The organism is Shewanella sp. FDAARGOS_354, assembly GCF_002209245.2.
GTDB lineage: Bacteria > Pseudomonadota > Gammaproteobacteria > Enterobacterales > Shewanellaceae > Shewanella > Shewanella xiamenensis.
Genome location: NZ_CP022089.2, coordinates 1675537 through 1694353 on the forward strand (window position 1 = coordinate 1675537; position 18817 = coordinate 1694353).

Annotated in this window: 16 protein-coding genes; 6 read left to right on the plus strand and 10 right to left on the minus strand. The window is 46.9% G+C overall.

Annotation, left to right across the window (positions count from 1 at the left end):
- Nucleotides 1-23: 23 nt before the first annotated feature.
- Nucleotides 24-1682: a phosphate ABC transporter permease PstA gene (gene pstA / locus CEQ32_RS07630; RefSeq protein ID WP_122040748.1), complete on the minus strand. Its 1659-nt coding sequence runs from the start codon at nt 1680-1682 to the stop codon at nt 24-26.
- 59 nt (nt 1683-1741) lie between these two features.
- On the minus strand, nt 1742-4000 hold the full coding sequence (locus tag CEQ32_RS07635) for an ABC transporter permease subunit (RefSeq protein ID WP_088585791.1): 2259 nt from the start codon (nt 3998-4000) through the stop codon (nt 1742-1744).
- Between the two features lie 199 nt (nt 4001-4199).
- On the opposite strand from CEQ32_RS07635, the gene CEQ32_RS07640 reads away from it, so the two are divergent.
- The gene (locus CEQ32_RS07640; protein WP_037416937.1) at nt 4200-4700 is read left to right on the plus strand and encodes a glycine cleavage system protein R; all 501 of its coding nucleotides are present in this window, start codon (nt 4200-4202) and stop codon (nt 4698-4700) included.
- A gap of 61 nt (nt 4701-4761) precedes the next feature.
- Here CEQ32_RS07640 and CEQ32_RS07645 read toward each other — a convergent pair whose 3' ends face one another.
- On the minus strand, nt 4762-5649 hold the full coding sequence (locus CEQ32_RS07645; protein ID WP_037416935.1) for a DMT family transporter: 888 nt from the start codon (nt 5647-5649) through the stop codon (nt 4762-4764).
- 290 nt (nt 5650-5939) lie between these two features.
- On the opposite strand from CEQ32_RS07645, the gene CEQ32_RS07650 reads away from it, so the two are divergent.
- Nucleotides 5940-6764, plus strand: a complete 825-nt coding sequence (locus CEQ32_RS07650; RefSeq protein ID WP_088585792.1) for a DUF2797 domain-containing protein — start codon at nt 5940-5942, stop codon at nt 6762-6764.
- Between the two features lie 84 nt (nt 6765-6848).
- Here CEQ32_RS07650 and CEQ32_RS07655 read toward each other — a convergent pair whose 3' ends face one another.
- Both CEQ32_RS07655 and CEQ32_RS07660 read right to left on the minus strand, forming a co-directional pair.
- Nucleotides 6849-7247: a VOC family protein gene (locus CEQ32_RS07655; protein ID WP_088585793.1), complete on the minus strand. Its 399-nt coding sequence runs from the start codon at nt 7245-7247 to the stop codon at nt 6849-6851.
- A 203-nt stretch (nt 7248-7450) separates the two neighbouring features.
- Nucleotides 7451-8056 carry a DUF4136 domain-containing protein gene (locus tag CEQ32_RS07660; protein WP_088585794.1) on the minus strand — a complete coding sequence of 202 codons (606 nt, stop codon included), beginning with the start codon at nt 8054-8056 and terminating at the stop codon, nt 7451-7453.
- 317 nt (nt 8057-8373) lie between these two features.
- Here CEQ32_RS07660 and CEQ32_RS07665 point away from each other — a divergent pair, with 317 nt between their 5' ends.
- The 3 genes from CEQ32_RS07665 to CEQ32_RS07675 all read left to right on the plus strand — a co-directional run bounded on the left by CEQ32_RS07665 (nt 8374) and on the right by CEQ32_RS07675 (nt 10105).
- Nucleotides 8374-8967 carry a LysE family translocator gene (locus CEQ32_RS07665; protein ID WP_055646962.1) on the plus strand — a complete coding sequence of 198 codons (594 nt, stop codon included), beginning with the start codon at nt 8374-8376 and terminating at the stop codon, nt 8965-8967.
- A 27-nt stretch (nt 8968-8994) separates the two neighbouring features.
- Nucleotides 8995-9543 (plus strand): DUF1415 domain-containing protein, encoded by a 549-nt coding sequence (locus CEQ32_RS07670; RefSeq protein ID WP_088585795.1) that lies wholly within the window; start codon nt 8995-8997, stop codon nt 9541-9543.
- A 73-nt stretch (nt 9544-9616) separates the two neighbouring features.
- Complete coding sequence (locus CEQ32_RS07675) at nt 9617-10105, plus strand: hypothetical protein (protein WP_047538977.1); 489 nt, start codon at nt 9617-9619, stop codon at nt 10103-10105.
- Nucleotides 10106-10212: 107 nt separating this feature from the next.
- Here the strand turns inward: CEQ32_RS07675 and CEQ32_RS07680 are convergent, their stop codons facing one another.
- Complete coding sequence (locus CEQ32_RS07680; protein ID WP_226871889.1) at nt 10213-12087, minus strand: methyl-accepting chemotaxis protein; 1875 nt, start codon at nt 12085-12087, stop codon at nt 10213-10215.
- 555 nt (nt 12088-12642) lie between these two features.
- Nucleotides 12643-13053 carry a hypothetical protein gene (locus CEQ32_RS07685; RefSeq protein WP_088585797.1) on the minus strand — a complete coding sequence of 137 codons (411 nt, stop codon included), beginning with the start codon at nt 13051-13053 and terminating at the stop codon, nt 12643-12645.
- A gap of 298 nt (nt 13054-13351) precedes the next feature.
- Between CEQ32_RS07685 and CEQ32_RS07690 the strand changes: the two genes are divergently transcribed.
- On the plus strand, nt 13352-14917 hold the full coding sequence (locus CEQ32_RS07690) for a S8 family serine peptidase (RefSeq protein WP_088585798.1): 1566 nt from the start codon (nt 13352-13354) through the stop codon (nt 14915-14917).
- Nucleotides 14918-15137: 220 nt separating this feature from the next.
- Here the strand turns inward: CEQ32_RS07690 and CEQ32_RS07695 are convergent, their stop codons facing one another.
- The 3 genes from CEQ32_RS07695 to CEQ32_RS07710 form a co-directional block, all read right to left on the minus strand.
- The gene (locus tag CEQ32_RS07695) at nt 15138-16424 is read right to left on the minus strand and encodes an acetyl-CoA hydrolase/transferase family protein (RefSeq protein WP_047538971.1); all 1287 of its coding nucleotides are present in this window, start codon (nt 16422-16424) and stop codon (nt 15138-15140) included.
- 310 nt (nt 16425-16734) lie between these two features.
- The gene (locus tag CEQ32_RS07705; protein ID WP_122040749.1) at nt 16735-17856 is read right to left on the minus strand and encodes an ABC transporter permease; all 1122 of its coding nucleotides are present in this window, start codon (nt 17854-17856) and stop codon (nt 16735-16737) included.
- On the minus strand, nt 17846-18787 hold the full coding sequence (locus CEQ32_RS07710) for an ATP-binding cassette domain-containing protein (RefSeq protein WP_088586960.1): 942 nt from the start codon (nt 18785-18787) through the stop codon (nt 17846-17848). Before CEQ32_RS07710 ends, CEQ32_RS07705 begins: the two co-directional genes overlap by 11 nt.
- Nucleotides 18788-18817 lie beyond the last annotated feature (30 nt).

An 18817-nucleotide genomic window follows, 5' to 3' on the forward strand; every position in this document is an offset into this window, starting at 1 on the left:
AATACTTTCAGGATAATCGCTGATTAATGCTCAAGCGAACGATATTTTTCACGTAAGTGGTTACGCACACTAATCGCGGTTAAGTTCAGTGCCACAATCACTGTAACCAGCAAGAAGGAGGTGGCGTATACCAGAGGACGTGCTGCTTCAACGTTAGGACTCTGGAAGCCCACATCATAAATATGGAACCCTAAGTGCATGAATTTACGTTCTAAATGCACGAACGGGAAGTTTAAGTCCAGTGGCAATGTCGGCGCTAATTTCACTACACCCACCAGCATTAACGGTGCTACCTCACCCGCAGCACGGGCCACGGCTAAAATCAGACCCGTCATGATCGCAGGGCTTGCCATCGGGATCACAATCCGCCACAGGGTTTCGGCCTTAGTCGCGCCCAGTGCCAAACTACCTTGACGCACCGCACTCGGAATACGGCTTAAGCCTTCTTCGGTCGATACAATCACCACTGGCAGGGTCAGAATCGCTAATGTCAGCGCCGACCAAATCACCCCTGGCGAACCAAAGGTCGGTGATGGTAAGGCTTCGGCGTAAAACAGTTGGTCAATCGAGCCGCCCATCATGTATACGAAGAACCCGAGACCAAACACCCCGTACACAATCGATGGCACACCCGCTAAGTTGATTACCGCAATGCGGATCATCTTAGTAATTGGGCCTTTTTTGGCATATTCGTGCAGGTAAATCGCGGCAATCACCCCAAATGGCGTAACAATAATGGCCATTAAGATCACCATAAATACTGTGCCGAAAATTGCAGGGAATACCCCCCCTTCAGTGTTGGCTTCGCGTGGGTCATCCAGCAGGAAACGGCCAACCCCGACAAACCATTTACCGATTTTTCCCATCAAGCCTAAGTGGTTGACGTAGGTAACATCTAGCACAGTGTCTAATTTAAGTTCCACCTCAACACCGCGCATATCACGTACAATCACAGCGTCGCGAGCCGCTTCATCACGCAGGGCAAACAGCTGTTTTTCGAGTACTTTATAGTCTTGTTCGAGCGAATGTTTCGCCGCGGCTAACTCCTGCTTGCGACTATCGGTCAGCTCACCATCTAACTCGTAACGGCGCTCTTTTAGACGCAGTTTTTCGATGTTGTAGTTAATCGAGCCAATATCTTGTTTTTGCAGTGATAAGGCTTTGTCAGACAGTTCGACTGCGCGCTCAATATGCTCCATTAAGGAGGATTCAAGCGCATCGTTTTTAAGTTCTAAGCGTTTACCGTTTTCAATCACGGCCACTGGGTAACCGTAAAAGTTACCGTTTTTCGTCCGCTCAAGCATTGCGACATCAGCTGGCTCACTACGGCTAATAATGTCAGTCGCTAAAATCCAGCGGAAATCTAGGCCCACAAATTCACGGTTACCGGTCTTGACTAAATAACGGGTCACAAACTCACCGGGTGGCAGTTTAAACACATGGCCTGCGGCGGTTAAGCGCTCGGTCGGCACTTCTTCCCTATCGTAGATTTCACCGATTAAGGTTGACCGTACACCCGAGCTATCTTCAAGTTCCCATTGATAAATCGTCGCAGGCCAAAAAAAGCTTAATCCGCGCCATGCAATCAGCAGTAACAAACCTAATACTGCAATCAAACTGATGCTCACCGCGCCACCTGTCATCCAAATCCATGGCGAGCCTGATTTTACCCACTTACCCATTGCACAAACCTCTCAAGGTCATTGGCGAAATAGTATTTAGTATCATTATCTTATCTCCATTACAGCGAGCTATAGCGGTCACGCAGACGCTGTCTTACCACTTCGGCAATGGTGTTAAAGAAGAAGGTGAATACGAACAGTACAAAGGCTGCGAGGAACAGCACACGATAATGTGAGCTACCAATTGCCGATTCAGGCATTTCTACCGCAATGTTAGCCGCTAATGTCCGCATACCTTCAAACACGCTCCATTCCATAATGGCGGTGTTACCCGTTGCCATTAGTACGATCATGGTTTCACCCACCGCGCGGCCAAGGCCCATCATCACCGCAGAGAAAATCCCTGGGCTTGCGGTCAGTAGCACAACACGAGTCAGAGTTTGCCAAGGCGTCGCGCCCAGCGCCAAACTGCCGTTAGATAGATGGCGTGGCACAGAGAAAATCGCATCTTCGGCAATCGAGAAAATGGTTGGAATAACCGCAAAGCCCATGGCGATCCCCACCACCAGCGCGTTACGTTGGTCGAAGGTGATGCCTAATTCGTTAGTGATAAATTGGCGAGTGTTACCATCAAACAATGCCACTTCAATCATCGGGCTGATGGCAAAGGAGAACCAACCCACAAAGCAGATAACCGGGATCAGCATCAGCTCCTGATAGACTTCAGGCAAACGTTGTTTCCATTTACCGGGTAACTTGCTCCAAGAATAGGCTGAAAGCAAAATCGAGGTCGGCAGCAAGATCAGCAGCACTAAGATGCCCGGCAAGTGTTCTTCAATCAGCGGAGCTAACCAAAGTCCTGCGAGGAAACCTAAGATAACCGTCGGTAAAGCTTCCATGATTTCGATGGTTGGCTTAACAATGCCGCGCACCTTAGGCGACATAAAGTAAGCGGTATAAATCGCGCCTGCAATCGCTAATGGTACTGCAAATAACATGGCGTAAAATGCGGCCTTCATGGTGCCAAAGGCCAATGGCATTAAGCTCAGCTTAGCTTCAAAGTCATCACTGCCCGAGGTGGATTGCCACACAAATTTAGGCTCAGGGTAACCTTCGTACCACACCTTATTCCACAACGCGCTCCAAGATACCTCGGGATGAGCGTTTTCGACGTGGAAAATATTTAGCTGGTTGTTCGCCTCGACGACTAAGCCATTCGAACGTGGGCTAAACCCCATGGCTCCCGGATTTTTAAGGTCAAAGGTTTTATCAAACAGTTCACGCTCACTGGTGGTGTAAAGCAGTGATAGTTCACCTTCGGGGCTCACCACAGCAAAACTTTTACGGTAAAACTCAGAAGCCATAGAGGCAACAGGTGGTAAGCCCGAAAACTCACGAATTTCTTTATATAAACGGCCTTTTGGACCATTTACTTGGAAGTACTGGGTCACCACACCGCTGTCATAACTCACTAAAATCGAGCTAGCACCTGCGAGCAAGGCAATATTATTAACCTTAGACTTGTCCTTTTCGGCATCGATAACTTGAATTAAATCGATATTTTCAATGTCACGAATATTGTAAACAAACACCTTATTGCCCATCTGCAACATCAGTTGGCGTTGATCAGGGGTCATTAATTGGTGCGCCGCCTTTTTAGGGGCATCTGGGAGCAGTGCACTCGTCGTTGTCCACTCAATCTCTTCGGTCATCATGTTTTCTTGACCTTCAAGACGGCTTAAACGCCAAATGCCATTATTATCTTGGTAGGCAAAGGAGATTTTATCGCTACTGAAACTAAAGGCTAAATGGTTGATAGCACTACCGGATTCATCAATCGTGATCGGCGTTTCACCTGCGCTATAACGCAGTTTTGGCGTGATAAGACGTTTATTATTGGGATAGCTTAACCCAAACTCAATACCCACGATTAAGGCTTGGCCGTTACTCAAACCTAGGGCAAAACGTTGCTCACTCGGCGCGGCAATGGCGGCGCTGGTTACGCTCACACCAGCAGGTAATGGCGGGGTAAAACTGGAGAGTAAGCTGCCATCGGCAACAGTGTAGAAATCCACTTGGCCATCGGCGGCTACGCGATACATTACCTCATTTTGCTCATCAGCACCGACCATCAGGGTCGCGACTTCAGCATGTTGATAACTCACGCTTTTTACTGGAGTCACATCCGCGCTGTCGAAAATGGGTTTAATCACGTATAACAAATAGAAGAAGATCAACAATAAGGCGACAAACACCATAGTGCCGCCAATCGTGACCCCAATTTGAGCCGCTTTATCCTTAAATGCCCTGCGACTTGAACGTCCGCCTTTCAGCATACTGTGCGGCGCAGAACCAGGTTGAATGACCTGACTTTCCATTAAGAACCTCTATTATTAAAGCCTGTGAGTTTTTTCGCTAGGAATTGCGAAATGCTATGCTTACACTGTTTGAGCATAAACTGAGCAATAACAACACCCTTCATTCTAAGTGCGTTGAATTATATGACGCAAAGATGACAGTTGTGTTACACCCCGTTGTAAAACAGGTGCCTTTTACAAAAAATAGGAGTCAGTCGCCATGCTACGATATTTAATCACGCTTCAAGCACCTGATAGAAAAGGATTAGTAGAGCAAATCGCCCACGCCGTGAGTCGCCATGGCGGCAATTGGCTCGACTCAGAATTGCGCCATATCGACGGGATTTTTGCCGCCATTTTGTTACTCGAAGTACCTTCCCTGAAAATGGACGAGCTGATTGAAGCCTTAGAGTGTATCGACGGGCTCACCCTCACCTATGCTAAAACCTCAGTCGCCCTCAAACCCATTAAGCGGCTGACCTACAGTTTAGTGTCCTACGACAGACCCGGATTAGTGCTGGATATCTCCAATCGGATCACCGCGCTTGGTATCAATATCGAGCAATTTAGCAGTCAATTTGAAACCGCTGGCCATACTGGCATCGCCCTCTTTCGCGCCACCATAGGTTTAGGCTTGACCGACCTTGCTCAAGAGGAGCAACTGATGCAATCCCTCTATGCCCTCGGTGATGACTTAGTGCTGGATAAACTCAGCCGTTAGGTTTCAACACTTTTAACAAAAAACGCCGCGGGCACTGCCAGCGGCGTTTTTTTATAGAGACTTAGCTAACGTTCTGGTGCCGAGACTTAATCAAATAACGCAGCGGCACTTGTGAAATCAGCATACCGAGCAGCATCAAACCGCAGCCAACCAAGGCGCGCAGCCCTAAGCTCTCCCCAAGGAACAAAATACCGCCGATGGCCGCAAACACAGTTTCTAAACTCAAAATAATTGCCGCATGGGCAGGATGCGCATGCTTTTGCGCCAGCACCTGCAAAGTATAGGCAATACCCACTGAAATCAGCCCCGCATAGGCCAGTGAGCCCCAGGCGGCGACCACCTTATCGACTGTCGTGACCTCAATGGCCGCAGACACCAGCAGGCTTAATACGCCGCACACCAAAAATTGCATCATGGCGAGTAACACTGGCGAAATCCGCTTGGCAAAATGATCTACCGCCAAAATGTGCATCGCCCAAAACAGTGCGCCAATCAATTGCAGCATATCGCCATAACCAATGTGAAAGCCGTCTTTAATACTTAAAAAATACAGCCCCACTAATGCAACGGCACACCCCAACCATGTATTTGCGCCAGTAGCATGTTTCAGCGCCAGCCCCAAAATCGGCACTAACACGATATAAAGCCCAGTGATAAAGCCCGCATTGGCCGCGGTGGTATACAGCAGCCCCACCTGTTGCAATGAGGCGCCAGCAAACAGCAATCCGCCTACCGCCACGCAGCCAATGGCAAAATCTTTAGGTGTACCGAGATGAATTTTACCTTGCCGAGCCAAGTACCACACCAGTGGAACGAGTGACAGCGTACCGATTAAGAAACGTAGCCCGTTGAATGCAAAGGGCGATAAATGCTCCATTCCTAAGGTTTGCGCGACAAAACCAAAGCCCCAAATGGCAGCGGCTAACAAGAGTAAAAAATTGGCAGGCAAGATACTGTCTCAATGATTAAAAAGGATGACAAGATTACCGAGATGCTGGACGCTTGTCCAAAATAACCTACAAGTGAATAACAAACTGACGCACTCACCACAAGTTAATTGACAGTTCATTGACCCCCGTTAACCGCCGTACATTTAAATCAAGTTGGGGTATCAATCGAAAATTCCTATCTAAACTCGACTAGATAATCTTGTATACTGCACACCAAGCAATGACGAATGCATAAGTGCGCTGGGAAGCCTTGCCCAACCCAGTGACACAATAAAAACTAGGAACACCTATGTTAGGAACGCTAAAAAAGCTGCGCGCACACTTAGATGAGGCGCAACAAGTACAGTATCAACTGGTTGTTGGCGACGAGTTGCTGCCACTGAATCCCTTAATTGGCAAGCCACTGACACTTACCCACACGGGTAACATCTTCTGCTGTAACTGTGGCAAAAAGACCAAAAAAAGCTATTCGCAAGGCCATTGCTTTGTGTGTATGCAAAAGCTCGCCAGTTGCGATATGTGCATCATGAAGCCCGAAACCTGTCACTTTGACCAAGGTACTTGCCGGGAGCCAGAGTGGGCGCAAAGCCATTGTTTTGTGCCGCATTATGTTTATCTATCCAATACTTCAGGCATTAAGGTCGGCATCACCCGCCACACACAATTGCCCACCCGCTGGATAGATCAAGGCGCCACCCAAGGTTTACCGATTTTCAAAGTGTCGACACGACAAATCTCGGGTTTAGTAGAAGTGGAATTAGCCAAGCTCATCAACGATAAAACGCACTGGCAAGCCATGTTAAAGGGCCATGCCGATGATATCGATTTGAACGCTAAGGCTGCGGAACTGATCCCTCACATCGAAGCTAAACTGCATGAAATCGCTATGCAAAAAGGCGATTACAGCATCGAGCGATTGCAGGAAGACATTCAAACCATTCATTATCCGATTGAAGTTTTCCCCAAAAAAATCAGCTCACACAATTTTGATAAAGACGCCGTGGTCAGCGGAATTTTACAGGGCATCAAAGGCCAATATTTACTGTTCGATACGGGCGTGATTAATATCCGCAAATTTACGGCCTATGAAGTGAGTGTATCCTTAAGCAACTAGCTTGCGCCGCGTTGTGCTAAGGCTAAGCCCTACACAACGCGCGCTATTCTTGGCTTAGCAACGCTTGGCTTAAAAGGCAATGTACTAACTAACTTGCGCTTCCATATAGACAAGTTCCCAAATATGTCCATCGAGATCTTCGAACGCATGGCCGTACATAAACCCTTGATCTTGTGCTTGACGATAGGCTTTGCCACCATGCAGTTCAGCAAGTTTTACCAATTGGTCGACACGTTCTCGACTGTCACAGTCTAGGCAATTGAGTACCTCTGTCGTGGCATGGGCATCAGCAATCACCTTATCGGTAAAACCAGCAAAAAAAGGCTTCGCCAGCAGCATCACATAAATATTGCCCGCGATCACCACGCAAGCAGCCTGCTCATTGCTGTATTGCTCATTGATGCCAAACCCTAGACCAGCGTAAAAAGCCCTTGATTGTTGAACACTTTCAACCGCCAAATTAACAAAGATACTTTGTGCCATCATAATCTCCCTTTATAAGTCCTCTGCGGACGTACATCCTAGTCCGGTAAAAATACCTCTAATCTGTAGATAGGTAAGTAAATAGCTAACTGAATTGTCTAGTCAATCATTGCAACATCCTAAACTCGTGCTCCAGCGAGCTCTTTAGGCGAGCATCTGACTCACCTTAAGACTTTACTGATTACTGCGCCAAGATATCCGCCCTATTGCACCGCATGGGTGGCGGGCAGCGATAGCAGCATTTCCTCGATTGAGCCATCGAAGCGGGCTTTGACTTCATCCATATCCTTAATATTGGCAAAGCCTTGGCCAAGAACTCGCCATACCATCTCATAAGGCTGACCCGCAATACCCGTTGGCTTAAAAAAGCTAATCAACACTGAGCCTTTATCGTATTTTTTAAGATCAACACCTTGATTCGACAGCCCCGGCACTAAGCCTGCGGCGGCAAGTATCTGCTCATCCGACATTTGTGTGCCCATGGCGATGCCGAACCCCACTTGAAAGTCCGCCAGTTGCGGGTCTTCAACCCAGCGATAACCTTTTGTCAGCAGCACTTTTTTAAGGGTGTCCTGCATATGTTGTAAGACTTGTTGCTGATCGAGCCTGCGGTCAACAAAGATCTTCTGTAGTGTGGGATGCCAACTATAGGTCATGGCGCTCGGCGATAATTGACTCAAATCCCCCGAAGTTACGACAGTAGTTCGTAGCGCTTGCGAATCATCGTTCACACTTACACAGGCGGTAAGACCTAGCAAACTCAAGCTTACAATTGTCAGTACACGTCTTATTTTTTGTGGTAAATACATGCTCTTTCCCTTATGGCAATTTTTACAGCTTAAGGATAGTTGCTATTTCTCAGACTGAAAGTCGATATTCATCATAGTGTTAAATTGCAACGTTCGGCAACCGCTGCACTTATATTGCTCAGAAACCTTAGTGTGCACCACATAGTTATGATTTGTTACTTTATAAAGCCCGTACAGCGTATAGGCGCGATTCAATTTACCCGCTAGAATGCCTCGCTCAACGTCAGTGATAGTAATACCTCGACGCTTAAATTCGAGAGTAATATCCCTATTACAATGCTAAAAATGACAATAAATAAAAGGTGTGGAATTTATCTATGGAGTTAATACTGGCTATCGCATTGTTTGCCTTTTCATCGGGGATCACTCCAGGGCCTAACAATATTATGCTGATGACCTCAGGGGTCAACTTTGGCGTTAGACGCAGTATTCCGCATCTGATGGGGATTAGCCTTGGCTTTCCTACCATGATCCTCGCCATCGGCCTAGGCTTAAGCGCCCTATTTCAAGCCTACCCGATTATCCACCAAGTGATTAAAGTCATTGGGATTGTCTACCTTCTGTACCTGTCATGGTTGATAGCCAATAGCAGTAGCAAGATGGAGGGCAAGAGCATCGCTAAACCTTTTAGTTTTCTGCAAGCCGCGGCATTTCAATGGGTTAATCCTAAAGGCTGGATTATGGCCGTAGGCGCGATTGCCACTTTTACCTCGGTACAACAGGATCTCACACCTCAAGTGGTTACTATTGCCACAGTGTTTTTATGTGTGGCTTTTCCCTGTGCCGTGGTCTGGCTTGGGTTTGGTGTAGCACTTAAACGTATTTTGAAAAACGAACGCCAGCAGAAGATCTTTAATATCACTATGGCCATCTTGCTTGTGGCGTCTATCATCCCTATGATCGCCCCCTAATTTTGGCCGTAAGAGTTAAGCACTAGCATGAATGAGATAGAACTGATCATTGAACAAACCGATAACTGGGTGAAAAAAGTGATCATGAAATACAATATTTGCCCCTTCGCCAGACGTGAGGTCGAGCGCGGCAGTATTCGCTATCTTGTTGTTGAACAAACCAAAGTCAAGCTAGTGCTTAAGGCATTGATTGAAGAATGCCAATACCTGGATGCCCACCCAGAGCACGAAACCTCGCTGTTTATTCTGCCGCGGGGTTTTGAGGGCTTTTACACTTACCTCGATCTTGTCGATATGGCGAACGACGCCTTATTCGACAACGACTATGAAGGGATTTATCAGCTCGCGCATTTTCATCCCGACTATTGTTTTGAGGATGAACCACAGGACTCGGCCGCCAATTTTACCAACCGCGCGCCCTACCCAACCCTGCATATTATTCGCGAAGCCAGTATGGAGTTAGCCCTGGCTAACTATAACGACCCTGAATCCATCCCCGAGCGCAATATTCAGTTTTGTGAACGTAAAGGTAGCGAGTTTTTTATTAAATTACTCGCAGAGTGCATGGGGAAATAGCTTAATCACGGCGAATAGCACATGCGCCGCATCGCAATCTGCTCATTGCTTACGACAACGGAATGTAATCACGATGGACTTGATTATCCCATCAGCATTAAAGCCCTTTTTTAGCACAGAGATACCAGACTCACGCCAACTCGACATCGGTTTTGCCCTATTTGAATTTCCAAGATTTGAAGACCTCATCGATTTTCAAATGGGTTATCGCTGGCATGGTATCACCCAAGCGCGGGAGCTTACTTGGGATGATAATTGGCTAGTACTGGCAAGCTCCTATGGCGATCCCTTAATTTATCATTTAAAGGATGAACACATTCTTTTCGCTCGCCATGGCGCATGTGGTTGGAAGCCCAACCTTCTTTTTACCGATTTAGCCCAAATGTCTCGCTGTTTTAATGCGTTAGCAGCACTAATCTCCGACGCAGGCGACGCTCTTTTTGATGATGACGACAATATCCAGCCAAACTATGTTGAGTTAATTAAAGCGAAGATTGTGAATCATGTAGGGCTTGAGCAAGGCAACCAGATCGTCGAGCAACTAGAAATTATGGCCTACTAACATAAGAAGTAGGCCGTAGAAATTTAAATGCTATAAATCATCACATTAAGGATATCTACGGCCTGTTTGTCATAGTCAGTAATACTCACGAATAAGATCAGTCGAACCTATAACTGAAAACGTGTTACTAATCCTTTTAGCGTAACGCCAAGGCTAGCAAGATTATCGGCGGAGCTTGCTGTTTCTGCTGCGCCATCAGCGGTTTGTTCGGCAATATCCCTCACTCTCACGATACTTTTATTAATATCTTCTGCCACAGCGCTTTGTTCTTCCGAGGCTGCAGCGATTTGATGTGTCATATCCTGAATACGGCTAACCGCAACGGCAATATCCACTAACATCTCACCGGCTTCGCGGGATAATGACACTGCGCCATCACTCAATGTTCGGCTTTTGGTCATCATTTGTACCGACTCCGATGTCCCTTTTTGCAAGTTAACAATCATATTTTCAATTTCTTCGGTAGAGGATTGTGTGCGGCTCGCAAGGCTTCGCACTTCATCGGCCACCACTGCCAATCCCCGTCCCGCCTCACCAGCCCTTGCAGCTTCAATGGCCGCATTTAGTGCGAGTAAATTAGTCTGCTGTGCAACCGATTTGATCACATCAAGGACGGCACCAATACTGACACTTTCCGATTGTAAGCGCTCCATTGCATGTGCAGTGGTCGCTATTTCCTTGGCTAAAAGTTCGATTTGGCTAACCGCTTCGATAACTTTTTTATTACCTACCGCAGTGGTGTGATCCGCCTCTTTAGCGGCTAATGCAACATTTTCAGCACTCGTTGAGACCTCTTGTACTGTCGCAGCCATTTCATTAATCGCGGTAGCGACTTGGTCAGTTTCACTACGCTGATTTTGCATCCCCACACTATTTTGTACTGTGACCGAAGAAAGCACCTCAGCCGATGAAGCCAACTGCACCACGCTATCACCTATTTGTGCCAACATTTGCCTAAGGGTGCTATTCATTTCATCCATAGCACGCAATAGTTCTCCCATCTCATCCTGACGCTCTGAGTGAATAGTGCTACTTAAATCACCTTCGGCAATTTTTCTCGCTGTAACAAGGGTTTGTTTAAGTGGCCCAACAATTTGTCCACTGATTAACCAAGCCAGTAAGGGACCGACGACCAAGGCAACAATTAATGTACCGAGTACCACCTCCTTGGCTTGAGCATCCGCGTCTGCCCGCTGATGCTTTTGGATGTCAACTAATTCACGAATATTCACCATCAATGTTTGTGCAGCCTCGCCCATTGACTGTGTTAGGTTAGCCATATCACGGTTAACATTGACCAACGCATCAATATCTTGGTCATACCGATCCAGTATCTGTATGGCTTGCGCAGTATCTTCCCCCTTAAGAGTGGCAATAGTCTGAGATAATCTGGCAATCGCATCTTTTGCCGTTTTTAAATTAAGATCACTAGCATCATAGACATAGCCTCGAATGTGATAACGTAACATGGTCATTTGCTGGCTAACACTTAAGGCATCTTTTAATAATTCAGTATTTTGGGTCGCTTGAGCCTTGTTGGTCATTCTATCTACCAATTCCGCATAAGTGGCAACCAACTTTGCTCCCACTTGGGCACCTGTGACTTTTAATGCCTGTTTATGCTTAAACACATCACTAAACTGATTTATTGATTGATGATATCGTTCCATCGCCACTAATGATTCTTGAAGATACTGTCTATCGTAGGCATCGCTATACTCTGACAATTGTTGCTGTAAACCACTTTTTGTATTTTCAATTAAGCTCTGGAGTTCATCTAATTTTGTTAAATCGCCATTTGCGATAAATTCTAATCGCACGGCCTTGGCCGCAAGCAAGGTTTTATCGACATTGGCAATAAACTCTAACCGACGACTACTGATATCGATTGAGGTAAGTCCCCTGTATCCAGCCGCTGCTACAATAAATATCAGCAATAACAAGATCCCAAAACCAAGCCTTAACTTATTGGTTACTGTCATGTTTCCTAGCAAGCGGCGCAAACCTTCCATTTAAATACCCCGTATCAATTTTAAAGATGAGTAAACAAATCCAGTGCAATTGTAATAATTTTCCCATGACCGTTTATTGACCTAGTTAACCAATCAGTAAAATACATTATATGTATAACATTTAAATCAACAGTATATTGTGGAAGTCAGAGGCAGGAGAAAGCACGGCAAGTAATTAAACGGAATTTATAAAATAAAAACAAAAAGTTAAATCAACACCATCAGTGTAATGGCTGCAAAATATCCAACATATCGTATCAACGAAGCTTTTAGATGGTATCAGGGCTTTGGTATGACGCAGACTATTCTCCCGACGGGGAATGGGCTCAGCAATACTGGCAATCCGATTCGGTATTAAAACAGAGTTAATTCAGCTTATCCGGCATAGACATCAAATGAAAAGACATAAAAGGTTTTATGTGGATGATTTAAGAAATACTATTCAAATTCAATGTGTTAGTGTGGCTTTGAACGGAGTAACAAGCGTGTTATCTAATGGCATAGAGATTTTCTAACGGCACAACATTATTTCAAATTTCGTTGTATCGCTGACTTTAAGTCGACCTTATCCAGCCCGATGGTTTTTAGCATTTGTTTACTTTTAGTGTCGAGTTGAGCCCAATCAAAGGATTTGTATGCTCCATTTCTTATTGCCATAGCGGCGATTTTTATCGCTATTGATACGCCATTCATAGGCTTTTTTAGCGCAAACAGATACTCATCTTCAACATTACTGCTGTGGATATAAACTTCGGCTCTGCTCTTATTGTTAAAGTTGATTTGCAACTCAAAGAGAATGATCACAGCCATTAAACTTTGCAAGAAAACCCCAGAAGTTACGACCTTTACCGCACTAAAGTTGGTAATTATTGGTATAAAACCCATCAAATCATGAAGTGAGATTTGCTTGGCGAGCAGTGCAAACCAAGCAGTCACAAACCCTAACCCCAAGGCCTTATCAACAAAAAATAAATATATTTAAATAACTTAAAGAAAATTAGCCAATATATTACCCCTGCATGGCTTAGTTATTAACGCTGCGCTCATTGTCACCCTTTGCTTACCGCTCAAATGTTTACAAATTGCTACATTTGTAATTTGTTTGTTAAAAACAATTTCCTGTGTTAGGTTGAATTCGCTTAAGTCAGCAGACTCTCGTCTGCGCATAGGAGCGCAAGTAGATGCTCCGTGTCACTTAGGTCTTATAACCTTGATAACAAATGGAGCAAGCACAATGAAATTAACCAAAATAGCCAGTGCCGTTATTGCCGTATCTGTAGGCGTTATTACCCAAGCCCATGCGGATGACAATCGTTATGTCATTCAAGTCGAAGAAGGCCATAAAGGTATTGTTAAAGCACTCGCTAAAAAGCTTGGTGGTGAAATAAATCTTGAAGGGGATGAATTTATTGCTGCAACTTTTACAGGTAAAGATCTCGCCCAAGTCAAAGGCCTATTAAATAATCCTCATATTACCCTGATTGAAGAAGACGTTCGTCGTCATCCTATGGCGCAGTATAACGATGATGCGGGTAATCCTATGACCCAACAAGTCACGCCATATGCGGTATATCAATCCCGTGCAAACCAAGTGACTTTTAACCCAAATGCAGGCATGAAGGTTTGTATTATTGACTCAGGATTAGATAGCTCAAACCCCGATTTTAACTGGAACAACATTACTGGCGATAACGATTCAGGTACAGGAAATTGGTTCCAAAATGGTGGCCCACATGGCACGCACGTTGCGGGCACCATTGGCGCCGCCAACAATAATATTGGTGTCGTCGGTATGGCACCTGGCGTACCTATGCACATCGTAAAAGTATTCAATGCATCGGGTTGGGGCTATTCATCTGATTTAGCCTATGCAGCCAACAAATGTAGCAATGCGGGCGCTAAGATTATCAGCATGAGCTTAGGTGGTGGTGCGGCAAACAATACCGAAAAGAATGCCTTTGATGCCTTTACTGCTGCCGGAGGCTTAGTGGTAGCCGCTGCTGGTAATGACGGTAATTCAGTACGATCTTACCCTGCGGGATATCCATCCGTCATGATGATCGGCGCTAACGATGCGAACAATAAGATTGCCGATTTCTCTCAATATCCCAGCTGTTTAAGTGGTCGCGGTAAAAAAGCTGTCAATGATGACGGTATCTGTGTCGAAGTCACCGCAGGCGGTGTCGATACACTCTCAACCTACCCAGCTGGGATGGCAACGGCATCAACCTTAAGCGTCGATGGCGCGAATGTAGTCTCCTCAGCGATGGAAAACGCTGGTTCAGCCACGGGCAATACTTACTTTATGGGAACAGCTCAAGCAGTAGACTCTAGCGCTAACGGTAAGATCTGTGTGATCGACCGCGGTGTGATCTCCTTCCATGATAAAGTACTTAACTGCGAAAACTCTGGTGGCGTGGGTGCAATTCTGATCAATAACACCGCCGGTATGCTCTACGGCACTTTGGGAGATACTAATGCCACCAGTATTCCGGCAGTAGGTGCAGCGCTTGAAGATAGAGCTCGCCTTGTTGCCGCACAAAATGCGACGATCTCGATTGGCGCAGTTGACTATGGTTTTATGAGCGGAACATCGATGGCAACCCCTGCGGTATCGGGTATTGCAGCACTCGTGTGGTCTAACCATTCTCAATGTACTGGAGCCCAAATTCGCAAAGCGTTAAAAGCAACCGCAATGGATGCGGGCGCAGCAGGTAAAGATATCTACTTTGGTTATGGTATCGTCAATGCTAAAGCGGCCGATACTTACCTCACCACCTATGGTTGCTCAGGCAAATAAGCTTAACAAAGCTTATTTCAATGTAAAAAATCAGCACTTGTGCTGATTTTTTACATTAAGAGTGAGTTGAAGGCTGTTGGTATATGAAGCAAGAATACAAGCTAAACTCAGTTCAAAAGCCTCCTTGAATAAATTCTCGCTTTACGCTTCTTCATCTCAGCATTGAAAGGCATAACAACACAGCAATAGGCATTAAGTAATAACGCCATGATTTACAAGGCTAGAGACTTAATCCCCACACTTCAAAGGCGTCGCGGCAAAGTTGCTCACGAAAATCCGGATGGGCGATATTAATCAAGGCCTGTGCCCGTTCACGTAGCGAGCGGCCACGAAGATTAGCCGCGCCATATTCGGTCACTATGTAATGAACATGGGCGCGGGTAGTTACCACCCCCGCCCCAGGAGATAACACGCTAGCGATGCGAGAAACCCGACCTCCAGAGGCCGTACTTGGCAGCGCAATCACAGAGCGGCCACCTTCGGACAGCCCTGCGCCGCGGATAAAGTCCATCTGGCCACCCACGCCCGAATAGATCTTAGTGCCAATGGAATCGGCACACACTTGCCCTGTGAGATCGACCTGCAGCGCCGAGTTAATCGCCATTACATTGGGGTTTTTACGGATAATAGACGTGTCGTTAACTTGCTCGATATCCATAAAGATAACCGCAGGATTATCATCCACATAGTCATATAACTTCTGGCTACCTAAGGCAAAACCGGTAACCAGTTTTCCGGGGTAAAAGCGCTTTTTACTATTGTTAATCACGCCCTTTTCAACTAATTGCAAAATCCCGTCGGAAAACAATTCGGTATGCACGCCTAAGTCTTTGTGCTCGGTCAGGCAGGACAATACCGCATCGGGAATCGCGCCAATACCCATCTGCAAACAATCACCATCGCGGACTAATTCAGCCACATTTTTCCCTATCGCCAGACTCACAGCATCGCCAGTGGCAAACGAATGAATGGGTAAACTGGCGCTTTGCTCATACACGGCGGCAAAACGGTCGATATGAATAAAACCATCGCCGTGGGTGCGGGGCATTTGTGGATTAATATGGGCAATGATTTTACCCGCCACTTGGCAGGCGGCTAAAGTGGCCTCCACCGAAATTCCTAAGGAACACATGCCATGTTTATCCGGCGGCGACACTTGGATAATCGCGGTATCGATTTTTTGCTCGCCGGAGCGGAATAGTTTAGGCACTTCAGAGAGGAAAATCGGCACATAATCGGCATCGCCACTTTGTAATAACGGCCTTGTAGGCACCCCACCGAAAAAACAGCGATGGCGCAAATGCCCACGTAAATCGGGATGACTTAAGGATTCAGCACCTTCGGTATGTAACTGTAATAAGGTGAGATTTTCAAGGGTGAGCGCATGTTTTGCCAGCGCATCTAATAGGACTTTTGGAGTTGCGCCCATGGAATGGGTCCACAGGGTTTCGCCACTTTGGATCAGTGAAACCGCTTCGAGGGCACTTTGACACACAATCGCAGGCATACAGAATTCCTTCGCTAAGCTAAATCTCTATTCCTTTTGTGTATGATGCAACGTTGATGCGCATCGCGCTGCTCAGCCGAATAGGCCTTCACATTCACTGAGCTGATAACCTCAGGTATCGATTTACACAAATCGGTCTGCATAAATCGCGCGAAGGGACACACTAAGCCATCACATAAAAGGAACATTTTGTTAGCAGCAGTGTAAGCGAGTTCTAAAGTAACTAACATCCATTTCAACTACTTAGTCCAAATCTTTACGCATAATTTGCGTTAAATCAAAACTCGCGCCTAAAGCGTGAGTCAGCCCCTTAATCCAAACGTTTAGAAAAGCGCAGGCTTGCCACCAGCAGCCCCAAGCAGGTAAAACCAATCATCCACAAGGCATCAAATTGCAAGTCACTCACCTCGGCATCCCGAAGCACAATCGCGCGGGACATGCGCATAAAGTGAGTCGCGGGTAACGCCTCGGCAATCCACTGCGCCGCTACGGGCATGGCCTCGTAGGGGAACATAAAACCCGACAACAAAATCGATGGCAGCAGGATAAATACCGTCATTTGCATCGACTGTAACTGGGTTTTCGCTATGGTCGAAATCACTAGGCCTAAGGTCAAACTGGCGCAGATAAACAACATGGCCGCCAGCGCAATCGAGTCCAAACCACCGCGAATCGGCACGGCAAACAGCAAATGCCCAGCGCTAAGAATAATCGCCAATTGTACAAAGCCGACTAACACATAAGGCGTGATTTTTCCTAGCATTAGCTCAAGCGGCCTCACAGGTGTGGTGATTAAAAACTCCATATTGCCCTGCTCGCGTTCGCGCACAATCGCGGCCGAGGTAAACATCACCATGGTCATAGTCAAAATGACCCCTAAGAGGCCGGGGACGATATTCACCACAGATCGCTGCTCAGGGTTAAAATACTGCACCACCTCAAAACTGGGGGGATTGGATTTGACCGCCCTGCCCGCAATTTCATCCAGCGGCATTTGTCTTAAACTGCGAATGGTGGAGGCGACCACAGTATCCGAGCCATCCACCAACCATTGACCGACAGGCTCGGCAAAATAGGTCTGCCCTGCAAACGCCGGATGCCGTACTAAACGCTCGTCAAGATCGGCACCTAAATACAGCACGGCTTTCACTTCGCCGCGGGTGATCGCTGCTTCCGCCTCGTTGACACTCAAATAGCGATTTTTAAAATCAACGACTTGGGTCGCTTCTACCGCCTTGACTAAAGCACGGCTATAGGCGGAGTCACTTAAATTGACTAAACCTGCGGGCAAATGACGCGCATCGGTATTGATAGCATACCCAAACAGCATCAACTGCACTAAGGGGATCATCACTATCATGCCGAAGGTCATGCGATCCCGCGATAACTGTCTGAGTTCTTTGACCACCACGGCCCAAATTCTACCTAGCATCTTGAGTCTCCACTATCGTGGCCTGACTGCCGTTTGGCGGCGCCAGTTGGGCACGTCCGCCCGTGCAAGTCACAAACACATCCTCAAGGCTTGGGCGCACCTCGGTCAGTGCCCGCCCAGCAACCCTTGGGCTTAACCAAGCCAGCGGATCTGCAATCGAACTTTGCACTAATACCCGTAAACGACTGCCAATCTGCGCCGCCGATAACACATTGGCATCGCTGATAAGCGACTGTTTAAGCTTGCGTAAATCCTCCCCCGACACTTCAATGACCCGCGCGCCCATGGCCGCCATGAGTTGTTGCGGCGAGCCATCGGCGCGTTTTATCCCACGCTCTAAAATCGCCAGACCATGGCAACGCTCGGCCTCATCCATATAGTGGGTTGAGACTAAAATCGTGGTGCCTTGGGCGCAGAGGTCGAACAGCCGCTCCCAAAACTCGCGGCGATTTTCAGGGTCGACCGCCGACGTCGGCTCATCGAGAAATAACAGCTCGGGGTGATGTAAGGTCGCGGCGGCCAAGGCTAAACGCTGTTTTTGCCCGCCACTCATGGAGCCCGCCATTTGCTTCTCGCGCCCCGCCAAATCGTACAAGCTTAATAACTCGGCCAAACGCGCCTTAGTTTGGCGACGATTCAGCCCATAAATTTGCGCCACAAACTCGAGATTTTCCCGCACCGACAGGTTGTCGTAGAGGGAGAATTTTTGCGTCATATAGCCAATGCGGCGGCGCAGTTTTTCCTCGGCGCCGGGCAAGGTTTCGCCCAGCACCCGAATATCCCCCGAGGTCGGACTAAGCAGCCCAGTCAACATCCGAATAGAGGTCGATTTACCACAACCATTGGGGCCTAAAAAACCATAAATTGTGCCCTTAGGGATCGCCAAATCGAGATTTTCTACCGCATTGATGCCGCCAAAGGCGCGGGTCATACCACGGGTTTCGATAGCAAACTCAGATGC

What these genes read in the sequence shown, in the direction of transcription:
- pstA (WP_122040748.1), bottom strand. Translation starts at nt 1,682, where the DNA reads ATGGGTAAGTGGGTAAAATCAGGCTCGCCATGGATTTGGATGACAGGT.
- CEQ32_RS07635 (WP_088585791.1), bottom strand. Translation starts at nt 4,000, where the DNA reads ATGGAAAGTCAGGTCATTCAACCTGGTTCTGCGCCGCACAGTATGCTG.
- CEQ32_RS07640 (WP_037416937.1), top strand. Translation starts at nt 4,200, where the DNA reads ATGCTACGATATTTAATCACGCTTCAAGCACCTGATAGAAAAGGATTA.
- CEQ32_RS07650 (WP_088585792.1), top strand. Translation starts at nt 5,940, where the DNA reads ATGTTAGGAACGCTAAAAAAGCTGCGCGCACACTTAGATGAGGCGCAA.
- CEQ32_RS07655 (WP_088585793.1), bottom strand. Translation starts at nt 7,247, where the DNA reads ATGGCACAAAGTATCTTTGTTAATTTGGCGGTTGAAAGTGTTCAACAA.
- CEQ32_RS07660 (WP_088585794.1), bottom strand. Translation starts at nt 8,056, where the DNA reads ATGTATTTACCACAAAAAATAAGACGTGTACTGACAATTGTAAGCTTG.
- CEQ32_RS07665 (WP_055646962.1), top strand. Translation starts at nt 8,374, where the DNA reads ATGGAGTTAATACTGGCTATCGCATTGTTTGCCTTTTCATCGGGGATC.
- CEQ32_RS07670 (WP_088585795.1), top strand. Translation starts at nt 8,995, where the DNA reads ATGAATGAGATAGAACTGATCATTGAACAAACCGATAACTGGGTGAAA.
- CEQ32_RS07675 (WP_047538977.1), top strand. Translation starts at nt 9,617, where the DNA reads ATGGACTTGATTATCCCATCAGCATTAAAGCCCTTTTTTAGCACAGAG.
- CEQ32_RS07680 (WP_226871889.1), bottom strand. Translation starts at nt 12,087, where the DNA reads ATGACAGTAACCAATAAGTTAAGGCTTGGTTTTGGGATCTTGTTATTG.
- CEQ32_RS07690 (WP_088585798.1), top strand. Translation starts at nt 13,352, where the DNA reads ATGAAATTAACCAAAATAGCCAGTGCCGTTATTGCCGTATCTGTAGGC.
- CEQ32_RS07695 (WP_047538971.1), bottom strand. Translation starts at nt 16,424, where the DNA reads ATGCCTGCGATTGTGTGTCAAAGTGCCCTCGAAGCGGTTTCACTGATC.
- CEQ32_RS07705 (WP_122040749.1), bottom strand. Translation starts at nt 17,856, where the DNA reads ATGCTAGGTAGAATTTGGGCCGTGGTGGTCAAAGAACTCAGACAGTTA.
- CEQ32_RS07710 (WP_088586960.1), bottom strand. Translation starts at nt 18,787, where the DNA reads ATGACCCGCGCCTTTGGCGGCATCAATGCGGTAGAAAATCTCGATTTG.